The sequence below is a fragment of the Ruegeria sp. BF10 genome (assembly GCF_056538725.1).
Window position 1 is genome coordinate 112,911 of the sequence record NZ_JBQFTR010000005.1, and the last position, 15,941, is coordinate 128,851.

Here is a 15,941-nt window from a genome sequence, read left to right on the forward strand (position 1 = left end):
AATTCAGATCAGCTTTGCTTCCAATGTATGATTGCCCCAAATCCGTGATGTCCGCGTGGCAGAATGCCCGCTGAACCAACCTCCGACGACCTCGTCGGCAACGTTGGCACTGGCGGGGAACTTTTGTCTGCCGCCGTCTGCCAGGATCACCAAGTCAAACCAGACCCGAACGGAATACGGCGCATTGATCCGGCCTGAATTCAGGTTGTACTTGTGCCAGTGTACCGGGCAGCTTAGGAAAACGACCTTGTTGAAATGCGCCCCCATATCGGCGGCTTTCATGACGACATTGCAGCCGTGGCTGTGGGCAACCACATCGCAGCCGTGATAGGCCTCAAGATCTATCCAGTTTTTCAGGTGTTTGGCAGCAATATGGCGGCCGCGATCGGACCACCGGCCCTCCCACTCATAGTAGTTCTGTCCTGAAAAGATATCGTTGCGATGCGGCTTGATGTAATTGTGCAGATCTCCGACATGCGGATAGTACCATGTGGGGTCGGGATCGACTTCGAAGTGAGTGCCATGAACAAGAAGCAACCCCGGCGCATCGGCTTTCTGTTGCGCGGGGGCCGGTGGAACCTTCGAGCCCGGCGGGTCGGAAATCAGAGCGGACGACAACACAGTAAGCAAATCTTGCGAGAGCGGCTCCAACTGCGCCCAACGCGCCGTAAACACACCAAGCCAAAGACGTGGCGGAAAAGAATCCGGCGAATACAGTTTGAGGCATGAACTCAGTGCGGCAAGAGCAACAATTGAATCCGGGGCCGCCAGTCCAAGCTTCAAAGCAGCGCCAATATGTTGGGCGCTGGGCCATTCCTCTGCTGCTTTGATTGCCTCGAACAAATGTCGGTAATACCCTTCAGGTTCTGGCGAAGTAAGCAGGTCGATGGGCCTTAGGTCATCGGGGCCATCAAGGAAACTCATGTATTCGTGGGCGGATGTCTGGCGGTTGTCAATTGGTTGGAATCCGAGCATGACAAGCTGTTTGGACAGAACGGCATCGTCGATTTCTTCCCAATCGCGGCCCAACAGGAAAAGGTCTCTGTCATCGCCTTCGGCTTGCAGAAACTGGGCGCGGGATATCAGGTATGCGGCGTAGGAAAAAAGTGAAAGCTCATCCCAGGATCCGCCGGTATCGTAGAATTTCTTTGGTTCAAAAATCATTGTATCTCAACCTCAATGCTCAATTGGAATGCTTTCCAAACTAGCATCAGGTGAGTTGCCGATAAATGTTGAATGCGCCGCCGTGGTTCAGACGATCACCTCGATCGCCTTTTGCGCACCGACACCAAACACCCGCTTGTAGCGTTCGATCTGGTCTTTCGGACCCATCGCCTTTTCCGGGTTGTCCGACAGTTTCACCGTCGGGCGGCCATTGGCCGATACCGCTTTGCAGACCAATGAGAACGGCGCCAGCGCGTCATTGGGAACAAGCCCGCGAAAATCGTTGGTCAGCAAGGTTCCCCAGCCGAAGGAAATATTGGCGCGGCCCGCGAATTGGGCATGCAACTCCTGGATTTTCTCGACATCCAGACCGTCAGAGAAAATGATCCGTTTCCCTGTCGGGTCTTCGCCGCGCGCTTTCCACCAGTCTATGGCAACCTCGGCCGCCGCTGCCGGGTCGCCGCTGTCGATGCGAATACCGGTCCATCCCGCCAACCAGTCAGGAGCATTGTCCAGAAACCCCTTGGTGCCATAGGTGTCGGGCAGGATGATGCGCAGGTTGCCGTCATGCTCGTCATGCCAGTCGCTGAGCACGTCATAAGGGGCCTGCGCCAACGCTTCATCCGTATCGGCCAGCGCTGAATAGACCATGGGCAGTTCGTGCGCATTGGTGCCGATGGCCTCGACCTCGCGTCGCATGGCGATCAGGCAGTTCGAAGTTCCGGTAAAGGATGCGCCCAGCCCTTCGATCATCGCCTGCACGCACCAATCCTGCCACAGAAAGGAATGCCGTCGTCTGGTGCCGAAATCCGCGATCCCAAGCCCGTTGATCGCGCTCAGCTTTTCGATCTTTTCCCAAACCCGGGTCATCGCGCGGGCGTACAGCACCTGCAATTCGAACCGGCGCATATCGTTCAGCACAGCGCGCGAGCGCAATTCCATCAACACCGCCAGCGCGGGGATTTCCCACAACATGACCTCGTGCCACTTGCCTTCAAAGGTCAGTTCGTATTGATCACCGTTGCGTTCAAGGTGATAGGGCGGCAGGCGCAAATTCTCGAACCACTCCATGAAGTCAGAGCGGAACATCTGCCGTTTCCCATAAAACATGTTGCCGCGCAGCCAGGTGCTTTCCCCCCGGCTGAGGCTGAGGGACCGGATGTGGTCCAGCTGTTCCCGCAGCTCGCCTTCATCGATCAAACGCGCCAGAGGTACGTGATTCGACCGGTTGATCAGCGAGAATACAACGTCTGTTTGGGGCTTGTTTCGAAACACTGACTGGCACATCAGCAGTTTGTAGAAGTCAGTATCGATCAAAGACCGCACAATCGGGTCAATCTTCCATTTGTGATTGTAGACGCGGGTCGCGATGTCGACCATGGGGAACTCCTGCGATTTCCGTAGTTAGATCAATCGACTCCGGAAATGGCAAGAGTCGCTGATTTGGTGACAATGCCAGTTTGAGGTCACAATACCGGCATATTGTGCATTGTTTTCACCGGTTAGTGAGAAGAGGGGATGGAAAGTCGAAACTGAGTTAATGAATGGGTATCGAGTACGATTTTGATATTGTTGACGTAGCGCTGGAAGATCTGGATCCTGAAAAGCTGGGGTCTGCCTCTGATACGAAACGCCAGGTATGTGCGGTGTTCCGCGATATCAGAGCCGCGGACGCGTTGCGTGGAACATCGCCGAAAATCCGCAAGATTTTCATGGATGCCGGGTTCAGCCTCGAGTCGCGCAACAGCGGCATCGTGCCTGGTGTGTTTCCAGCCGAAGATCAGGCGGATCGGGTGCGAATTCTGCGGTCGCTGTTTGAAAACGTCAGGGCGCGTGGAATTCAGGGTGAATACTGCGGCGATTTCAACCTTTGGGATTTCCTGCACTACGTGCGAACGGCGCAACCCATGGCGGGGATCGTACGCAGCCGGCCGATGCGCGTTCCGTCACCACCGTCAAGCCAGACCAACCCGGAACGTCGCACGGTACCAGGGCGCATTGGGTTCGCGCTGGGTCTGGCGGTTGTTCTGTTCGTGATGATCAAGCTTTTGGCCGCCGCAGGGGCCACACCTTAGGTCAAAGCGACTCCGGCGTCCCGCATCGCCTGCTCGGCGGCTGCCAGCGAACCGTCCATGTCAATCGCGCGACAGGCACCCATGCGAACCGTGACGTCGAAACCCAACCTGGCGGCATCTACCGCAGAATAACGCACGCAGAAATCGGTGGCCAATCCCACAAGGGTCAAACGGTCGATGCCTCGTGTATCCAAATAGCCTTTAAGGCCTGTCGGTGTCTGGTGGTCATTCTCGAAGAACGCGGAATAGCTGTCGATGGCACTGCGGAATCCCTTGCGAAGGATCAAGTCGCCATCCGTGCGCAATTCGGGATGAAAACCGGCGCCGCGTGTGCCTTTCACGCAGTGGTCGGGCCACAGAACCTGTGGGCCATAGGGCATGTCGACCAGGTCGAACGGGTTTTTGCCATCGTGGGAACTGGCAAACGAAGAATGCCCCGCCGGATGCCAGTCCTGAGTCAGGATCACGGCATCGAATTCACCCATCATGGCGTTTATCGGTGCGACGATTTCGTCCCCCTCTGCCACAGCCAGCGCACCACCGGGGCAAAAGTCGTTCTGGACATCGATCACGAGCAGGGCATGGGTCATGGCGGCCTCCTTTTACCGCTCTATCGGTAGGCGGCGGCGCGCGGGGCGTCAATGCAATCCCTTGCGACTCTGGGTCTGCAAAGGTAGATCGCGCGTATGTACACAATCGCTGCCCTCTATCACTTTACCCGTTTCGCGGATCCAGCCGCGTTGCGTGACCCTTTGCTGGACCTGTGCCGCGCGCAGTCCGTCACCGGTACGCTGCTGCTTGCGCAGGAAGGGATCAACGGCACGATCGCCGGCCCGCGTGCCGGAATCGACGCCGTGCTGTCACATGTCCGATCCTTGCCCGGTTGCGCTGATCTGGAGTGGAAGGAAGCGACCTCGGAGCATCCGCCTTTCGGCAAGATGAAGGTGCGGCTGAAGAAAGAGATCGTGACCATGGGTCAGCCCGATGTCGACCCGCGCGCCCGTGTCGGCAACTATGTCGACCCGCAGGAGTGGAATGACCTGATCCGTTCTGACGATGTGGTGCTGATCGACACGCGCAACGATTACGAAGTGGCAATCGGGACGTTTGAAGGCGCAATAGACCCTGAAACAGCCAGTTTTCGCGATTTCCCGGCATGGTGGGAACAGAACAAGGACCGCTTTCACAACAAACGGGTCGCCATGTTCTGCACGGGCGGTATCCGTTGCGAGAAATCCACCAATTACCTGCTGGGTCAGGGGGTCGAGGATGTCTATCACCTCAAGGGCGGTATCCTGCGGTATCTTGAGGAAATGCCTGCTGAAGACAGTTCCTGGCAGGGCGAATGCTTTGTGTTCGACAATCGTGTTTCGGTTGGTCACGGGCTTGTTGAAGGGCCGCACAAGCTCTGTCATGGCTGCCGGCGTCCAATCCTGCCCGAGGATGTGAAGCGCCCGGAATACGAGCATGGCGTTTCATGCCATCAATGCATCGATGAGACGTCCGATGCTGACAAAATGCGCTTTCGCGAGCGGCAAAAGCAGATCCTGCTGGCGCGCGAGCGGGGTGAGGCGCATCTGCGCCAGGACTGAATTCGGGTTGCGGGCGATGCCTTTAGGTCGGATGATTGCGCGAAGACCGGATTGAAGGGGCGTTCATGCACCGCAAACCCACGACTTTGGATGAATGGAAATCAACCCTGATTGCAGCGTTGGGGCTGGTTCTGGCGAGCTTTCTTGCCTGGTATGGTCTTTCACGCCTGAACGAGGCAGCTGCGGGCGACACGATTGGCACAATCGCTTCGGTTGGCCTGTTGATCTGGCTGGTGTCGCAGTCCTGGTATTACATGACCCAGGTAAAGTCGCCCCGCAGGCTTTTGTTTCTGATGGGTGTTTCGTTCATACAGGTTGTCCCCTTCCTGTTCGCCGCGGTTTACGGCGCCTTTGGGTATAACGACCACTGTGTCATCGGTGCGCAGGGTCCGGGGGATATCCTGTATTTTTCCTATGTCACCTTTACCACAGTCGGGTATGGCGACATGTCCCCGACCGGGCTGTGCCGTGGGCTCGCCGTGTCCGAGGCCGTAACGGGCTATATCCTGCTGGGGATGTTTGTTGCCGCCGCAGTTTCGCTTTACGCCCGCAATCACACTCAGGAAAGACTCTAATAAGGGTCTATTTGTTCTGATCGATCCAGCGAGACATCATTTTCTTGTCGCGGAAACACTCGGACGGGATCGGGCGGCGCTTGCTGCGTGAAATCCGCTCGGCAAACGCAACTTGTTTTCCCGTCGGGTAATTGTCGAACTGCGAGGTCCCGCGTGGTTTGTGGGCTGAAATCCAGTCAGACAAAAGCCGCCGGTCGCGCTGTGCCTCAACAGGGATCTCAAGGGCTGACTTCTCGGCAATCGCACGCGCATACCGCATCTGCCGATCGGTGACTGGAAGCAGGTGATAGTCGTTGTTCGGCCCGTTCAGGGCTGTGGGGCGTGTTTGCTGGGTCATCGGTTTGTCCTCTGACTATGTAGAACATAAATAGAACATTAACCAAAAATTTCAAGGATCATGGGGTTTGACAGGCGTGAAACCGCCCCTTCGATGATTTTATTGACTGGTCAATCAATAACCGATAGGCCGATTTTCGACTGACCATTTGTCCCGTCATGACGGGTGCGAAAGAAAAGGACACGGTATGAAGTTTCAGCCCAGGGCCAGCCATTTCATTGATGGCGAATATGTCGAAGATACAAACGGTACGGCCATTGAAGTGATCTATCCCGCTACAGGCGAAGTGATTGCACGTTTGCATTCGGCGACGCCGGCGATCGTGGAGCAGGCTCTAAATAGTGCAAAAAACGCTCAGGCGGCTTGGGCGGCCCTGTCCGGAACGGAACGTGGCCGCATCCTGCGCCGCGCCTCTGATATCATGCGCGAACGCAATTACGACCTGTCCGTTCTGGAAACCCATGATACCGGCAAACCGATTCAGGAAACCACTGTGGCCGATGCCACCTCGGGGGCCGATGCGCTGGAGTATTTTGGTGGATTGGCCGCCTCACTGACTGGCGAGCATATTCGGCTGGGCGGGGGTGATTTCGTCTATACCATCCGCGAGGCGCTGGGTGTTTGCGTCGGGATCGGCGCCTGGAACTATCCGACGCAGATCGCCTGCTGGAAAGGTGCCCCGGCGCTTGCTTGTGGCAATACGATGGTGTTCAAACCTTCGGAAACCACACCGCTTTCGGCATTGAAAGTGGCTGAAATTCTTGTCGAGGCCGGCGCGCCCAAGGGTGTCTACAACGTGATCCAGGGTTTCGGCGATGTCGGTGCTTCGCTGGTCACCGATCCGCGTGTGGCCAAAGTCTCTTTGACGGGTTCTGTGCCGACGGGCCGCAAGGTTTATGCTGCTGCGGCGGATGGCATGAAGCATGTGACCATGGAACTTGGCGGCAAATCCCCGATGATCGTCTTTGACGATGCCGACATCGAAAACGCTGTTTCAGGTGCGATCCTGGGCAATTTCTATTCTTCGGGTCAGGTTTGTTCCAACGGCACCCGCGTCTTTGTTCAGAAAAGTATCAAAGAGGCCTTCCTGAGACGTCTCTCGGAACGTCTGGATCACGCGAAAATCGGCGATCCAATGGACGAGAACGTCAGCTTTGGCCCGATGGTCAGCGAGAACCAGATGAACATCGCCCTGGGCTATATCGAAAAGGGAAAAGCCGAAGGCGCAAGATTGATTTATGGCGGTGAACGGATCGACCGGGACGGCTATTTTTTGCAGCCCACGGTTTTTGCTGACGTCACGGACAACATGACCATCGCGCGCGAGGAAATCTTTGGCCCCGTCATGTCGGTGCTGGATTTCGAGACCGAGGAAGAGGTGATGGCCCGCGCCAATGACACCGAGTTCGGTCTGGCCGCGGGTGTCTTCACGAATGATCTGACCCGGGCGCATCGAATCGTGGCCGGATTCGAAGCAGGCACGTGCTATATCAACACCTACAACCTTGCCCCGGTCGAAGCGCCGTTTGGCGGATCGAAAATGTCCGGTGTCGGGCGCGAGAACTCGAAACTGGCGATCAACCATTTCTCGGAGATGAAAACCGTCTATGTCTCGATGAATGACGTTGAGGCTCCGTACTGAAGCACGGACGGTTGTCCGCTTTTTTTGATGTCTCTGCTCCCCGTGTCAGGCACCGGGAGCAGAGGAAACGCCAGCCAGTGGCGGGCAATACTGCACTGACAACACCGATGCCTGCCAGCGTGCCGGAAAAGGTAGGTATTGCGGAATTTGTGTTCAAAGACGTTGCCATCCTCGGCCGATTGGCCCGGTTTGATGAGGAGACTCGTCCGCGATTTCTCTGGCCACTGAACTCATTGAAGACGCGGAACCATTACCGCCGTATATCGCTGATCAGGCGTCTCGTTTTCACGCATCTGCCGCAAATGCCACGGTACCGGTTGCTTCGCCGGCGGTCAGCCGTCGTGACCTTATTGGTTGAGGAACGCGGCCTGAAATTCGGCGGCCTGTTCTTCGGCGTCATGTCTGGAACCCAACATCCTTGAAAGAAGCTAAGGCATATTTGCATCCCCGCCTGATCGGGTGTTCTGATTGGATCCGATCTAAGGCAACGGCACCGGGCTCCCAGCGGTTGAAACGCATTGCAGGGTATACCGTGATCGGGACCTGCCTTCACTTTGCCGGGTGCGGCCGGAACAGCCGCGATATACGTCATTTTACACCAACTGCGTTCAACATCTCATCGATCCGCTGGCGGGCGGACTGGCTGTCCTTCAACAGGTTTTCAGCATCCGCCAGCGGTTTTTCCGCCAACCGTTCCGGCAGGTCAGACAAGGCTTGGGTCGTTTGGTTCAACGCCGCGTATTTCCCGCCCGCAGGTTCCAGCCTTTCATCCGACACCCCGGCCAGCCAGAAATAGCGGTTTGCCGCTTCGTTTTGCTCGAGATCTCGGAGCATATCGCCGGCGGCTGCAAAATCTTCTGTTGAGACCATCGCCTGCGCGCGCAAGGCATTCGCCTCCTCGGAATTGTCATCAGCCAGCTCCAGCAGGGCTTGATGAGGGCGCCCCGACAGCAAAGCGGCCCGAGCCCGCAATCGAGCCCGATCCAAGCGCCGCGACTGATCTTCCGGTCTGTTCGCCAGAGCGAATGTCTGCTGAGCAAAGCCCAGATCAGCAAGACGGCTGGCCAATGCAATTGCAGTATCGGTTGTCAGCACCGCCGCCATGTCCGGCTGCATTGCCTCCATCGTCTGGCGTAGAAAGGTTGCGTCATCCGATCTTCCGGCAAGCAATTGCAGATGCCGATTGATCGCGCCGCCGCTATCGGGGCCGGGTGGCTGCGCTTTGATCACGTCAAATGCGCGGTCGAATTCCTGGCTCAGGCTCAGAGCGATCGCATAGGTGCGGTTCATCATCGGGCCCAGTTCCGATCGCCTGAACTCGACCGCATAAGATGCCGCCAGTTCAAGCTCCTGAGAAGAAACAGCTTTACGTTCAGACCAACGTTTTTCCACCAGGCGCGCCAAAGCCAGCGGTGATTCAGTGGCGGCGTTGGTTGAGGTTATAACCTCGGTCAACAATTCTTCTTCGCGGTCACTGTTCCCTTCCGCCTTGGCAACGCTGGCTTTGGCCTGAGCGACACCGGATGTCGTTTCCGGTTCAATCCGGTCAACCGAGCGAAGGATCCTGCGGGCAGCCTCCAGTTGTTGTGCGTTCACCAGTATTTCTGATAACCGCGGCCCCAGCTGGCGGCGAAGATGATCCGGCAGTCTTGAATACGTGTGTTCGATTGCTTCCACATTCGCGTCAGGTGCCAGCTCGCTTTCGGACAACACAGCCCAAAGTGCAGCATCACCGTCACATCGTTGCAGGTCGTTGAATGGATTCCTGGGCAGCGGCGGCCGGTTATCTACAACCCGGGCAATTGCTGCAACTTGTTCGAAGCCCTCTGGCGGCGTCTCCAACAGCCTCAAGACACTCAACGCTTCGGCTCCGAAACCGAAAGAGGCGTAGAGCTTGGCCAGTTTCATGGCCTTTTCGCCGTCAAGTTTGTCAAACTCTTTGTACAGCCCTGAACGGAGAGCTGACACTTGATCTGGAAAAGGCGAGTCCCCAGACCAGGACGCAAAACTCAGCTCAGCAGTCGAGATGCAGGCCGGTCTTTGGTCAATTGGTTGCAGTTCTGCGTTCAAAACACTCTGTAAATCGTCCAAAACCGTGGTCAGACGTAAGTTCGAACTCAATTGGGGCGCCACTACGCTTGTACCGGACGGGGCGGTATTGCGTGGCCCGACAGGAGCAAGCTTCAAGTCCAGCAACTTGCGATCGGCCCCTTGCAGAAGACGAGTCGACAGCTGGTCTTTTATCCCCTGCTCAGTCATGGTGAGAAGCGGCAGATGCAACCCTGTCTCAACCGATGGCGGTTTGTCTTGGGCTGTTTTTCCGATCAAGGGTGGCGGTATATCCTCAAGAAGCGGCGGTAACAATTCCCCTGGCGCGATGTCCAGTACGATCATCGAGTTTCTGTACAGAAACGCCGACGCCACGCAGTTGCATCCGAACTCCAGCTCCAACGCGCTGCCGGGGTTCTTCTGCGACAAAGAAGCCAGGCGGTTCGTGGTCAAACGCCCAAAAACCGAGCTGGTTTTGAATGTCACGTCGTCCAGGGCAATGGTAAGGCTTGCGCCGTTCTTCCGTTGCGCCAGCACCCAGCGGGTGTCCGGTGGCACGTCGAAAACCAGACGTGTGAATCCGTCATGCTCTCCGGATCGCACCACCACGTCCTTTGCGGTCACGGCAGACGCAGCCGTGACCAAAACCGCAATCAGAAACCCGATGCGCTTCATGCCGCCGCCTGCTTGAGCTCTTTTAATGCGTCTTCCAACTCGGAAAAGCCCGGGCGGTTATGGGTTGGGGTGTTCTGGCGTCCGACCTCAATGCACATGGCGGCATTGTGATTGTGCAGATTGGCCACCAGTACTTCTTTGATCAGCTGATAAAAGTGGTTGTCTTCTTCAACCACGGCTTTCAGTTTGCCTGCGAAGGGGCCGACCAGACCATAGGCCAGAAAAACGCCCAGGAACGTGCCTACGAGGGCGCCCCCAATCAACTTCCCCAGCACTTCGGGCGGCTGATCGATTGATCCCATCGTCTTGATCACGCCCAGAACCGCGGCAACGATCCCCAGCGCGGGCAGGCCGTCTGCTACTGTTTGAAGTGCATGGCTTGAGTGCATGGCATGATGAAAATTCGCTTCCATGCGCTTCTCCAGAACCTCTTCAACCTGATGCGGATCGTCATAATTCATCGCCGCCGACCGCATGGTGTCACAAATCAGGTCGACGACCTCCTTGTCTGATTGGATCTTGGGATATGCGGAAAACAAGCTGGAGTTTTCGGGGTCTTCAATATGCTGCTCGACCTCAACCGGATTGGCGCGGGCAATGCGGATCAACGAAAACAGAAGACACAGAAGGTCACGATAGTCTTCGGGCTTCCATTTCGGGCCTTTGAACACCTTGCCCATGTCTTTGATCGTATGTTTCACGCCGCCCATGTCATTGCTGATCAGAAAGGCGCCTACGGCGGCACCGCCGATCATCATCATTTCGAAGGGAAGAGATTTCATGATGATGGTCATCTTGCCACCTGCCGCGAGATAGCCGCCGAAGACCATTACGAAGATGACAACAATTCCAACAATTCCAATCATTTGAGATCTCCAGATGAGTTCTGTGCGATACCGGGCAACACCGGCGACTATTCCTGCGGGGCCGAGGCGTTGCGTCCGGCCATGACAACGCTGATCGTATAGGCCGCTTCGGGGCTCAGGCCCGCCAGTACGCCAGCCGCTGCGTCCGCCGGCATGCGGGACAAGAACCCTGCGGCAAAGGTCGGGTCCATGGTTTCAAACAATGCGGCTGCGTCCTTTGGTTTCATGTTCTGGTAAACATCCGTCAGGCGCGCCAGATCGTTCTCTGCCGCCTTGTCCGCAACCGCCAACGTGGCACGCAGGGCATCTTCTGCTTCCTTCAGGGCCGTCAGACGCGTTTCAACGGCTTGGGTTGCGATCTCGAGTGCTTTTTCCTGATCGCGTAATTCATCCTCTCGCCGTTTGACGCGTTCCTCCCGGCGCAAAAGCTCTGCCAACACAACCTGAACATCGCGTGTTTCGGATGCGGCGGGCTTGTTTTTCACGGCTTCGGGCATCGCCGGTTTGGCGAGCGCAGGTCCCGCCTCCAAGCCAACGCGAATCGCAGCCGAACCGATCATCAGCAATGAGATGACAGCAAGCACACCGCCGCGCGGGCGCGTATCGTGTTTGGCGTTGCGCGCAAGGCTCATACCTGCGCCCCGCTCTGCTTGCGGTCATGCCGGAAGAACATCAGGCCCTCTGGCGCTTTGGGTTGCTCTTCACTCGCACCAGTTTCGACCGGTTCCGCTGTTTTCTCGTGCTTGGTGCCCTGTTGCTCTTCAGGCTGAGGCTCGTCTTGGACAGGCTTTGCTTTTTCCGGAGCGGCAGTTTCTTCTTCGGGGATGACATCATGCAGAGATGCCATCATCAGCTCCAGGCGCTGAGCCACGGTTTCAGCCCTTTGCGTCAGCGCCTTAAGCTGATCCCCCGATTGATCAGAGGCATTTCGCGCGCTGTCGAGGGATTTCTTCAGCTCTTCTGCCTGGGTCGACAACACGGCCACCGCGCCACCGACGCCTTTTTCAAGATCGGTGAACCGCCTGAGGCGGCGCGACAGCACAAAGCAATAAAGTCCCGCGCCCAACGCACCGGCGACCAGCAAAATATCCGCAATCAGCTCCAATTCCGCCTCCTAATTCAGCACAAATTCCATCACCAGCACATCGCGAACGCGCCCTTCGCCAACGACAATTCCAATGCGTCGCAGCAGGTGACCTCGGATGCGCGTCAATGCCAACGAATCCTCCAGGTCCTTCAATTCAACGGCTCGCAGGTACCCGTTCAGGACATCCATGATTCGTGGCTGCATTTTTTTCACATCATCCATGTACGGCGCGTTAACTTCGAGCTGAGCGTGGAACTTCAAATGTCGCGACTTGCCGGAATTCACCGATACAACAACCGGCGGCAGATCAATGAAACCGACATCCGCCAGCGCTTTGGCAGGTTCCTCTTTCGCCTTGTCCTTGCCGGCTTCAACCGCGGCCTTGCCACTCAGCGGAATCAATCCGGAGGACGTCAGGAAATACCCGCCCGCAGCTCCGGCGATGGCAAGAAGCATCCCGATCAGGATTCCCTTTTTCCCTTTTTTTCCGGTGGGTTCCGCCAGTTCATCGGTTGCGTCGGTCATGACGTCCTCATTCATCCGTTCCGACTCCGTCATAACCGCGCAGGGACTAACCGATTGTTAAGAGCAATCGTCCAAACAGAGGGTGCGTCGGGCAGAATGCCGGCGAGTCGGAGGTGAGCGTGCAGCAGATCGGAACTGTCTGGGCTAATTTGGACAGGCGTAAACAAATCATCGTCGCCGGTGCGGTTGCGCTGGTGTTTCTGGGAATCCTTGGCATGTCGCGCCTTGTGACGGCTCCGTCCATGACGTTGCTTTATGCGGGCCTGGAAAGCGGTGCCGCCGGGGAAATAGTACGAGCGCTGGACCAGCGCGGCGTCACATATGAAATTCGGGGTGGATCGATCTATGTATCCGGCGCGCAGCGCGACGAGCTGCGAATGACCCTGGCCAGCGAAGGCCTGCCCGCAAACGGCAATAAAGGGTACGAACTGCTTGATTCGCTAAGCGGGTTTGGCACCACCTCTCAGATGTTCGATGCTGCTTATTGGCGCGCGAAAGAGGGTGAACTGGCGCGGACGATTGTCGGTAGTCCGCATATAAGTCAGGCGCGCGTCCATATTGCCAACGGGACAGCAAACCCGTTTCAGCGCAGCGTGTCGCCAACAGCGTCTGTTTACCTCGTGCCATCCGGGACCGAAATTACCGGGGATCAGGCCAAGGCCATCCGGTTCCTTGTTGCCTCGGCCGTCAGCGGTTTGACGCCGGAGAACGTTACGGTGGTTGATTCGCACGGGGCCGTGATTGGCGGTCAGGATACCGCAGCGCCTGCGAACACTGCGGACGACAAGTCGCGTCAGTTGCGGGAACGCGTTCTGCGCCTGGTCGAGGCGCGTGTCGGTACCGGCAACGCCGTGGTCGAGGTCAGTGTCGATACCGAGACCAAGACGGAATCCATTCGCGAGCGGCGCTTTGATCCCAAGGGCCGCGTGGCGATCAGCACGGATGTCGAAGAACGTTCGGACAGCGCCCGAAATCAGTCATCGGATGTCACCGTGGCGTCGAACCTGCCGGATGGTGATGCGGCGGGTGGGGACGAATCGAACTCGACGGCTACCCAGACTCGAGAGCGGGTGAACTACGAAGTCTCCGAGACAGAACTGGAAGTTCACAAGGCCCCCGGCGCGATCAAGCGTCTGACGGTTGCAGTTCTGGTCAACGGGAAAAGATCGGTGGACGCCTCCGGTACCGAAGTCTTCACGCCCTTGCCTCAGGAAGAGCTGGCCGCTCTGGAAGAGCTCGTGGCGTCGGCAGTCGGGTACGATGCGGCGCGCGGGGACGTTATAACACTGAAATCCATGGATTTGCCGTCGGTCGAACCGCAGGGCACTCTGGTTTCGTCGTCGCTCTGGCAGAACATCCATCTGGATGTCATGTCCTTGATACAGATGGCTGTGCTGGCTTTGGTTTCGCTCGTGCTGGCCCTGTTCGTGATCCGCCCGATCCTGACGAAAGCATCACCGACACCGGCGCTGCTGACGGCGGCAGGAGGGGCGGATTCGGATTCCCTGGCGCTGACTGGTGAGATCGCACCGGAGGAGCCGGCAGAGTTTTCGACCCTGCCGGCAGAGCGCGGTGTTCCGGCCCTCGGCTCGAACGCCACGGAGGATCCTGTCGATCGGCTGCGCGCCATGATCGGTGACAAGCAGGAAGAGACTGTCGAGATCCTGCGCAGTTGGCTTGAAGAAGGCGAGGAGCGGGTGTGATGTCGATTGCCCATCTTCTTGAGGATTTCACCACCCAGACCGGTACGGGGCCAGTTCTGATCTTGAATGAGGACACGCTGGAAGAACAGCGGCTCGCTGCCTTCGAAGACGGGTATGGGGCCGGTTGGGAAGATGCCTCGCGGGCGCAGGAGCAAAGTCGTGGCCAGATTTCGGCTGAATTGGCAAGGTCGCTTGAGGATATGTCTTTCACCTATCACGAAGCCATCGCCCGCATGACCCTGTCGTTGGAGCCCATGTTCACCAGCCTGGTTCAGACCGTACTGCCTGAGATGGCTGAGCGCGGCCTGGCAGCCCGCATCGTGGAACAACTCTGTGAAATGGCGCGTTCGCGGGTAGAGCAGCCGATGCAGATTTTGGTGTCGCCGGGATGTGCCGAGAGTGTCGCAGCGCTGTTGCCGCAAGATCTGCATTCCACTCCTCAGGTGATCGAACACTCCGAGCTGGAGCCGGGTCAGGCCCGCCTTCAGGTCGGCACGAGTCGGCGTGAGGTTGATTGCACCGCTTTGCTCGCCGCCATCGAACAGACCTTTGACGCTTATGTCTTTGAGACAAGAGAGGCTTTGTCCAATGAATGACACCCAGATCCCGAAATCTGAAAAACCCAACCCGTTCGAATCGGTCCCGATTGAAGTGACCGTTTCCGTTGGTCGTGCGCGTCCATTGATCAAGGACCTGTTGAACATGGGAGAGAATGCCGTGCTGACCCTGGACAAACGGATCGAAGATCCGGTTGACCTCTATGTTGGGGATCAGTTGGTGGCGCGCGGGCTGTTGGAAGAAATGGAAGGCGATCAGGCGGGGCAACTTGCAGTGCGCTTGACCGAGATTGCGGATTTGCACAACGGAATCGGTTGATGCGCTATGTAATCTGCCTGGCTTTGGTGGCCGTGTTGACGCCCTCACTGGCCGCTGCCCAGGATTTGACTTTGTCTTTGGGCGAGGGCGGGTCGATTTCCGCCCGGACGATCCAGCTGATTCTGCTGATCACAGTACTGAGCATCGCTCCGGGGCTGGCGATCATGATCACCTGCTTTCCCTTCCTGATCACCGTTCTGTCGATCCTGCGGCAAGGGATCGGCCTGCAACAATCTCCACCCAATATGCTGTTGGTCAGCCTGGCGTTGTTCCTGACCTATTTCATCATGGATCCGGTATTTTCAGAAGCATGGGCGACGGGGATACGACCGATGATGGAAGAGACGATGGAAGTGGAGCCAGCCTTGGAGCGCGCGTTAGAGCCGTTCCGCGCCTTCATGGCGGCCCGACTGGATGCGGACACGTTCTATGCCATGGCGGCTTTGCGCCCCGGTGGTGAGGCTATGGAGCTGTCCGCACAAGCGCCGTTGTCGGTCTTGATGCCGTCCTTCATGCTGTCGGAAATCGCGCGGGCGTTTCAGATCGGGTTTCTGATTTTCCTGCCGTTTCTGATCATCGATCTTGTCGTGGCTGCGGTATTGATGTCGATGGGCATGATGATGGTGCCTCCGGCAATCGTATCCTTGCCATTCAAGCTGGCCTTTTTCGTGATTGCCGACGGGTGGGCTTTGATTGCGGGCGCGTTGGTGCGCAGTTACATGCCATGACCTCGACATTTAGCCCCGGTGCGCAGAAAAAAAGGTGGTCAGATGCC

The 15,941-nt window shown here is 57.3% G+C and carries 18 protein-coding genes; 9 read left to right on the forward strand and 9 right to left on the reverse strand.

The genetic code is table 11. The features are described 5' to 3' along the window. Positions 1 to 3: 3 nt before the first annotated feature. Both ACR0DJ_RS17365 and pncB read right to left on the reverse strand, forming a co-directional pair. On the reverse strand, positions 4 to 1,164 hold the full coding sequence (locus ACR0DJ_RS17365) for a hypothetical protein (RefSeq protein ID WP_480685823.1): 1,161 nt from the start codon (positions 1,162 to 1,164) through the stop codon (positions 4 to 6). 87 nt (positions 1,165 to 1,251) lie between these two features. Continuing rightward, on the reverse strand, positions 1,252 to 2,544 hold the full coding sequence (gene pncB / locus ACR0DJ_RS17370; protein WP_425079952.1) for a nicotinate phosphoribosyltransferase: 1,293 nt from the start codon (positions 2,542 to 2,544) through the stop codon (positions 1,252 to 1,254). A 164-nt stretch (positions 2,545 to 2,708) separates the two neighbouring features. Between pncB and ACR0DJ_RS17375 the strand changes: the two genes are divergently transcribed. Then, complete coding sequence (locus ACR0DJ_RS17375; RefSeq protein ID WP_425079953.1) at positions 2,709 to 3,239, forward strand: hypothetical protein; 531 nt, start codon at positions 2,709 to 2,711, stop codon at positions 3,237 to 3,239. Here the strand turns inward: ACR0DJ_RS17375 and pncA are convergent. Next, the gene (gene pncA / locus ACR0DJ_RS17380) at positions 3,236 to 3,829 is read right to left on the reverse strand and encodes a bifunctional nicotinamidase/pyrazinamidase (protein WP_480685825.1); all 594 of its coding nucleotides are present in this window, start codon (positions 3,827 to 3,829) and stop codon (positions 3,236 to 3,238) included. The genes ACR0DJ_RS17375 and pncA overlap by 4 nt on opposite strands. 96 nt (positions 3,830 to 3,925) lie before the next feature. On the opposite strand from pncA, the gene trhO reads away from it, so the two are divergent. Further along, on the forward strand, positions 3,926 to 4,831 hold the full coding sequence (trhO, locus tag ACR0DJ_RS17385; RefSeq protein ID WP_257599545.1) for an oxygen-dependent tRNA uridine(34) hydroxylase TrhO: 906 nt from the start codon (positions 3,926 to 3,928) through the stop codon (positions 4,829 to 4,831). A gap of 65 nt (positions 4,832 to 4,896) precedes the next feature. Beyond that, on the forward strand, positions 4,897 to 5,406 hold the full coding sequence (locus tag ACR0DJ_RS17390; RefSeq protein WP_480685826.1) for a potassium channel family protein: 510 nt from the start codon (positions 4,897 to 4,899) through the stop codon (positions 5,404 to 5,406). 7 nt (positions 5,407 to 5,413) lie between these two features. On the opposite strand, the gene ACR0DJ_RS17395 is transcribed toward ACR0DJ_RS17390, so the two are convergent. Continuing rightward, on the reverse strand, positions 5,414 to 5,743 hold the full coding sequence (locus ACR0DJ_RS17395; protein WP_257599543.1) for a hypothetical protein: 330 nt from the start codon (positions 5,741 to 5,743) through the stop codon (positions 5,414 to 5,416). 187 nt (positions 5,744 to 5,930) lie between these two features. Here ACR0DJ_RS17395 and betB point away from each other — a divergent pair, with 187 nt between their 5' ends. After that, a complete protein-coding gene (gene betB / locus ACR0DJ_RS17400; RefSeq protein ID WP_480685828.1) occupies positions 5,931 to 7,385 on the forward strand; it encodes a betaine-aldehyde dehydrogenase in 1,455 nt (484 codons plus the stop codon). Between the two features lie 77 nt (positions 7,386 to 7,462). Then, the gene (locus ACR0DJ_RS17405; protein WP_480685829.1) at positions 7,463 to 7,807 is read left to right on the forward strand and encodes a hypothetical protein; all 345 of its coding nucleotides are present in this window, start codon (positions 7,463 to 7,465) and stop codon (positions 7,805 to 7,807) included. 166 nt (positions 7,808 to 7,973) lie between these two features. Here ACR0DJ_RS17405 and ACR0DJ_RS17410 read toward each other — a convergent pair whose 3' ends face one another. From ACR0DJ_RS17410 to ACR0DJ_RS17430, 5 genes are read right to left on the reverse strand one after another with little or no spacing between them, the layout of a single operon-like run. Further along, on the reverse strand, positions 7,974 to 10,109 hold the full coding sequence (locus tag ACR0DJ_RS17410) for a hypothetical protein (protein WP_480685830.1): 2,136 nt from the start codon (positions 10,107 to 10,109) through the stop codon (positions 7,974 to 7,976). Continuing rightward, complete coding sequence (gene motA, locus ACR0DJ_RS17415; protein ID WP_170346736.1) at positions 10,106 to 10,975, reverse strand: flagellar motor stator protein MotA; 870 nt, start codon at positions 10,973 to 10,975, stop codon at positions 10,106 to 10,108. Before motA ends, ACR0DJ_RS17410 begins: the two co-directional genes overlap by 4 nt. A 47-nt stretch (positions 10,976 to 11,022) precedes the next feature. Beyond that, the gene (locus ACR0DJ_RS17420; protein WP_480685832.1) at positions 11,023 to 11,607 is read right to left on the reverse strand and encodes a MotE family protein; all 585 of its coding nucleotides are present in this window, start codon (positions 11,605 to 11,607) and stop codon (positions 11,023 to 11,025) included. Beyond that, the gene (locus tag ACR0DJ_RS17425) at positions 11,604 to 12,080 is read right to left on the reverse strand and encodes a hypothetical protein (RefSeq protein WP_425079959.1); all 477 of its coding nucleotides are present in this window, start codon (positions 12,078 to 12,080) and stop codon (positions 11,604 to 11,606) included. Before ACR0DJ_RS17425 ends, ACR0DJ_RS17420 begins: the two co-directional genes overlap by 4 nt. 9 nt (positions 12,081 to 12,089) lie before the next feature. Beyond that, positions 12,090 to 12,587, reverse strand: a complete 498-nt coding sequence (locus ACR0DJ_RS17430) for a flagellar basal body-associated FliL family protein (protein ID WP_480685833.1) — start codon at positions 12,585 to 12,587, stop codon at positions 12,090 to 12,092. Between the two features lie 119 nt (positions 12,588 to 12,706). Here ACR0DJ_RS17430 and fliF point away from each other — a divergent pair, with 119 nt between their 5' ends. Genes fliF through fliP form a run of 4 tightly spaced genes read left to right on the forward strand, consistent with a single transcriptional unit; the run spans position 12,707 to position 15,894 of the window. Further along, positions 12,707 to 14,290, forward strand: a complete 1,584-nt coding sequence (gene fliF / locus ACR0DJ_RS17435) for a flagellar basal-body MS-ring/collar protein FliF (RefSeq protein ID WP_480685834.1) — start codon at positions 12,707 to 12,709, stop codon at positions 14,288 to 14,290. Continuing rightward, positions 14,290 to 14,886, forward strand: a complete 597-nt coding sequence (locus ACR0DJ_RS17440; RefSeq protein WP_480685836.1) for a FliH/SctL family protein — start codon at positions 14,290 to 14,292, stop codon at positions 14,884 to 14,886. The genes fliF and ACR0DJ_RS17440 overlap by 1 nt, the downstream gene beginning before the upstream one ends. Beyond that, positions 14,879 to 15,166 (forward strand): FliM/FliN family flagellar motor switch protein, encoded by a 288-nt coding sequence (locus ACR0DJ_RS17445; RefSeq protein ID WP_170346730.1) that lies wholly within the window; start codon positions 14,879 to 14,881, stop codon positions 15,164 to 15,166. Before ACR0DJ_RS17440 ends, ACR0DJ_RS17445 begins: the two co-directional genes overlap by 8 nt. Further along, positions 15,166 to 15,894, forward strand: a complete 729-nt coding sequence (gene fliP / locus ACR0DJ_RS17450) for a flagellar type III secretion system pore protein FliP (protein ID WP_171117115.1) — start codon at positions 15,166 to 15,168, stop codon at positions 15,892 to 15,894. The genes ACR0DJ_RS17445 and fliP overlap by 1 nt, the downstream gene beginning before the upstream one ends. The last annotated feature ends 47 nt before the right edge of the window (positions 15,895 to 15,941 follow it).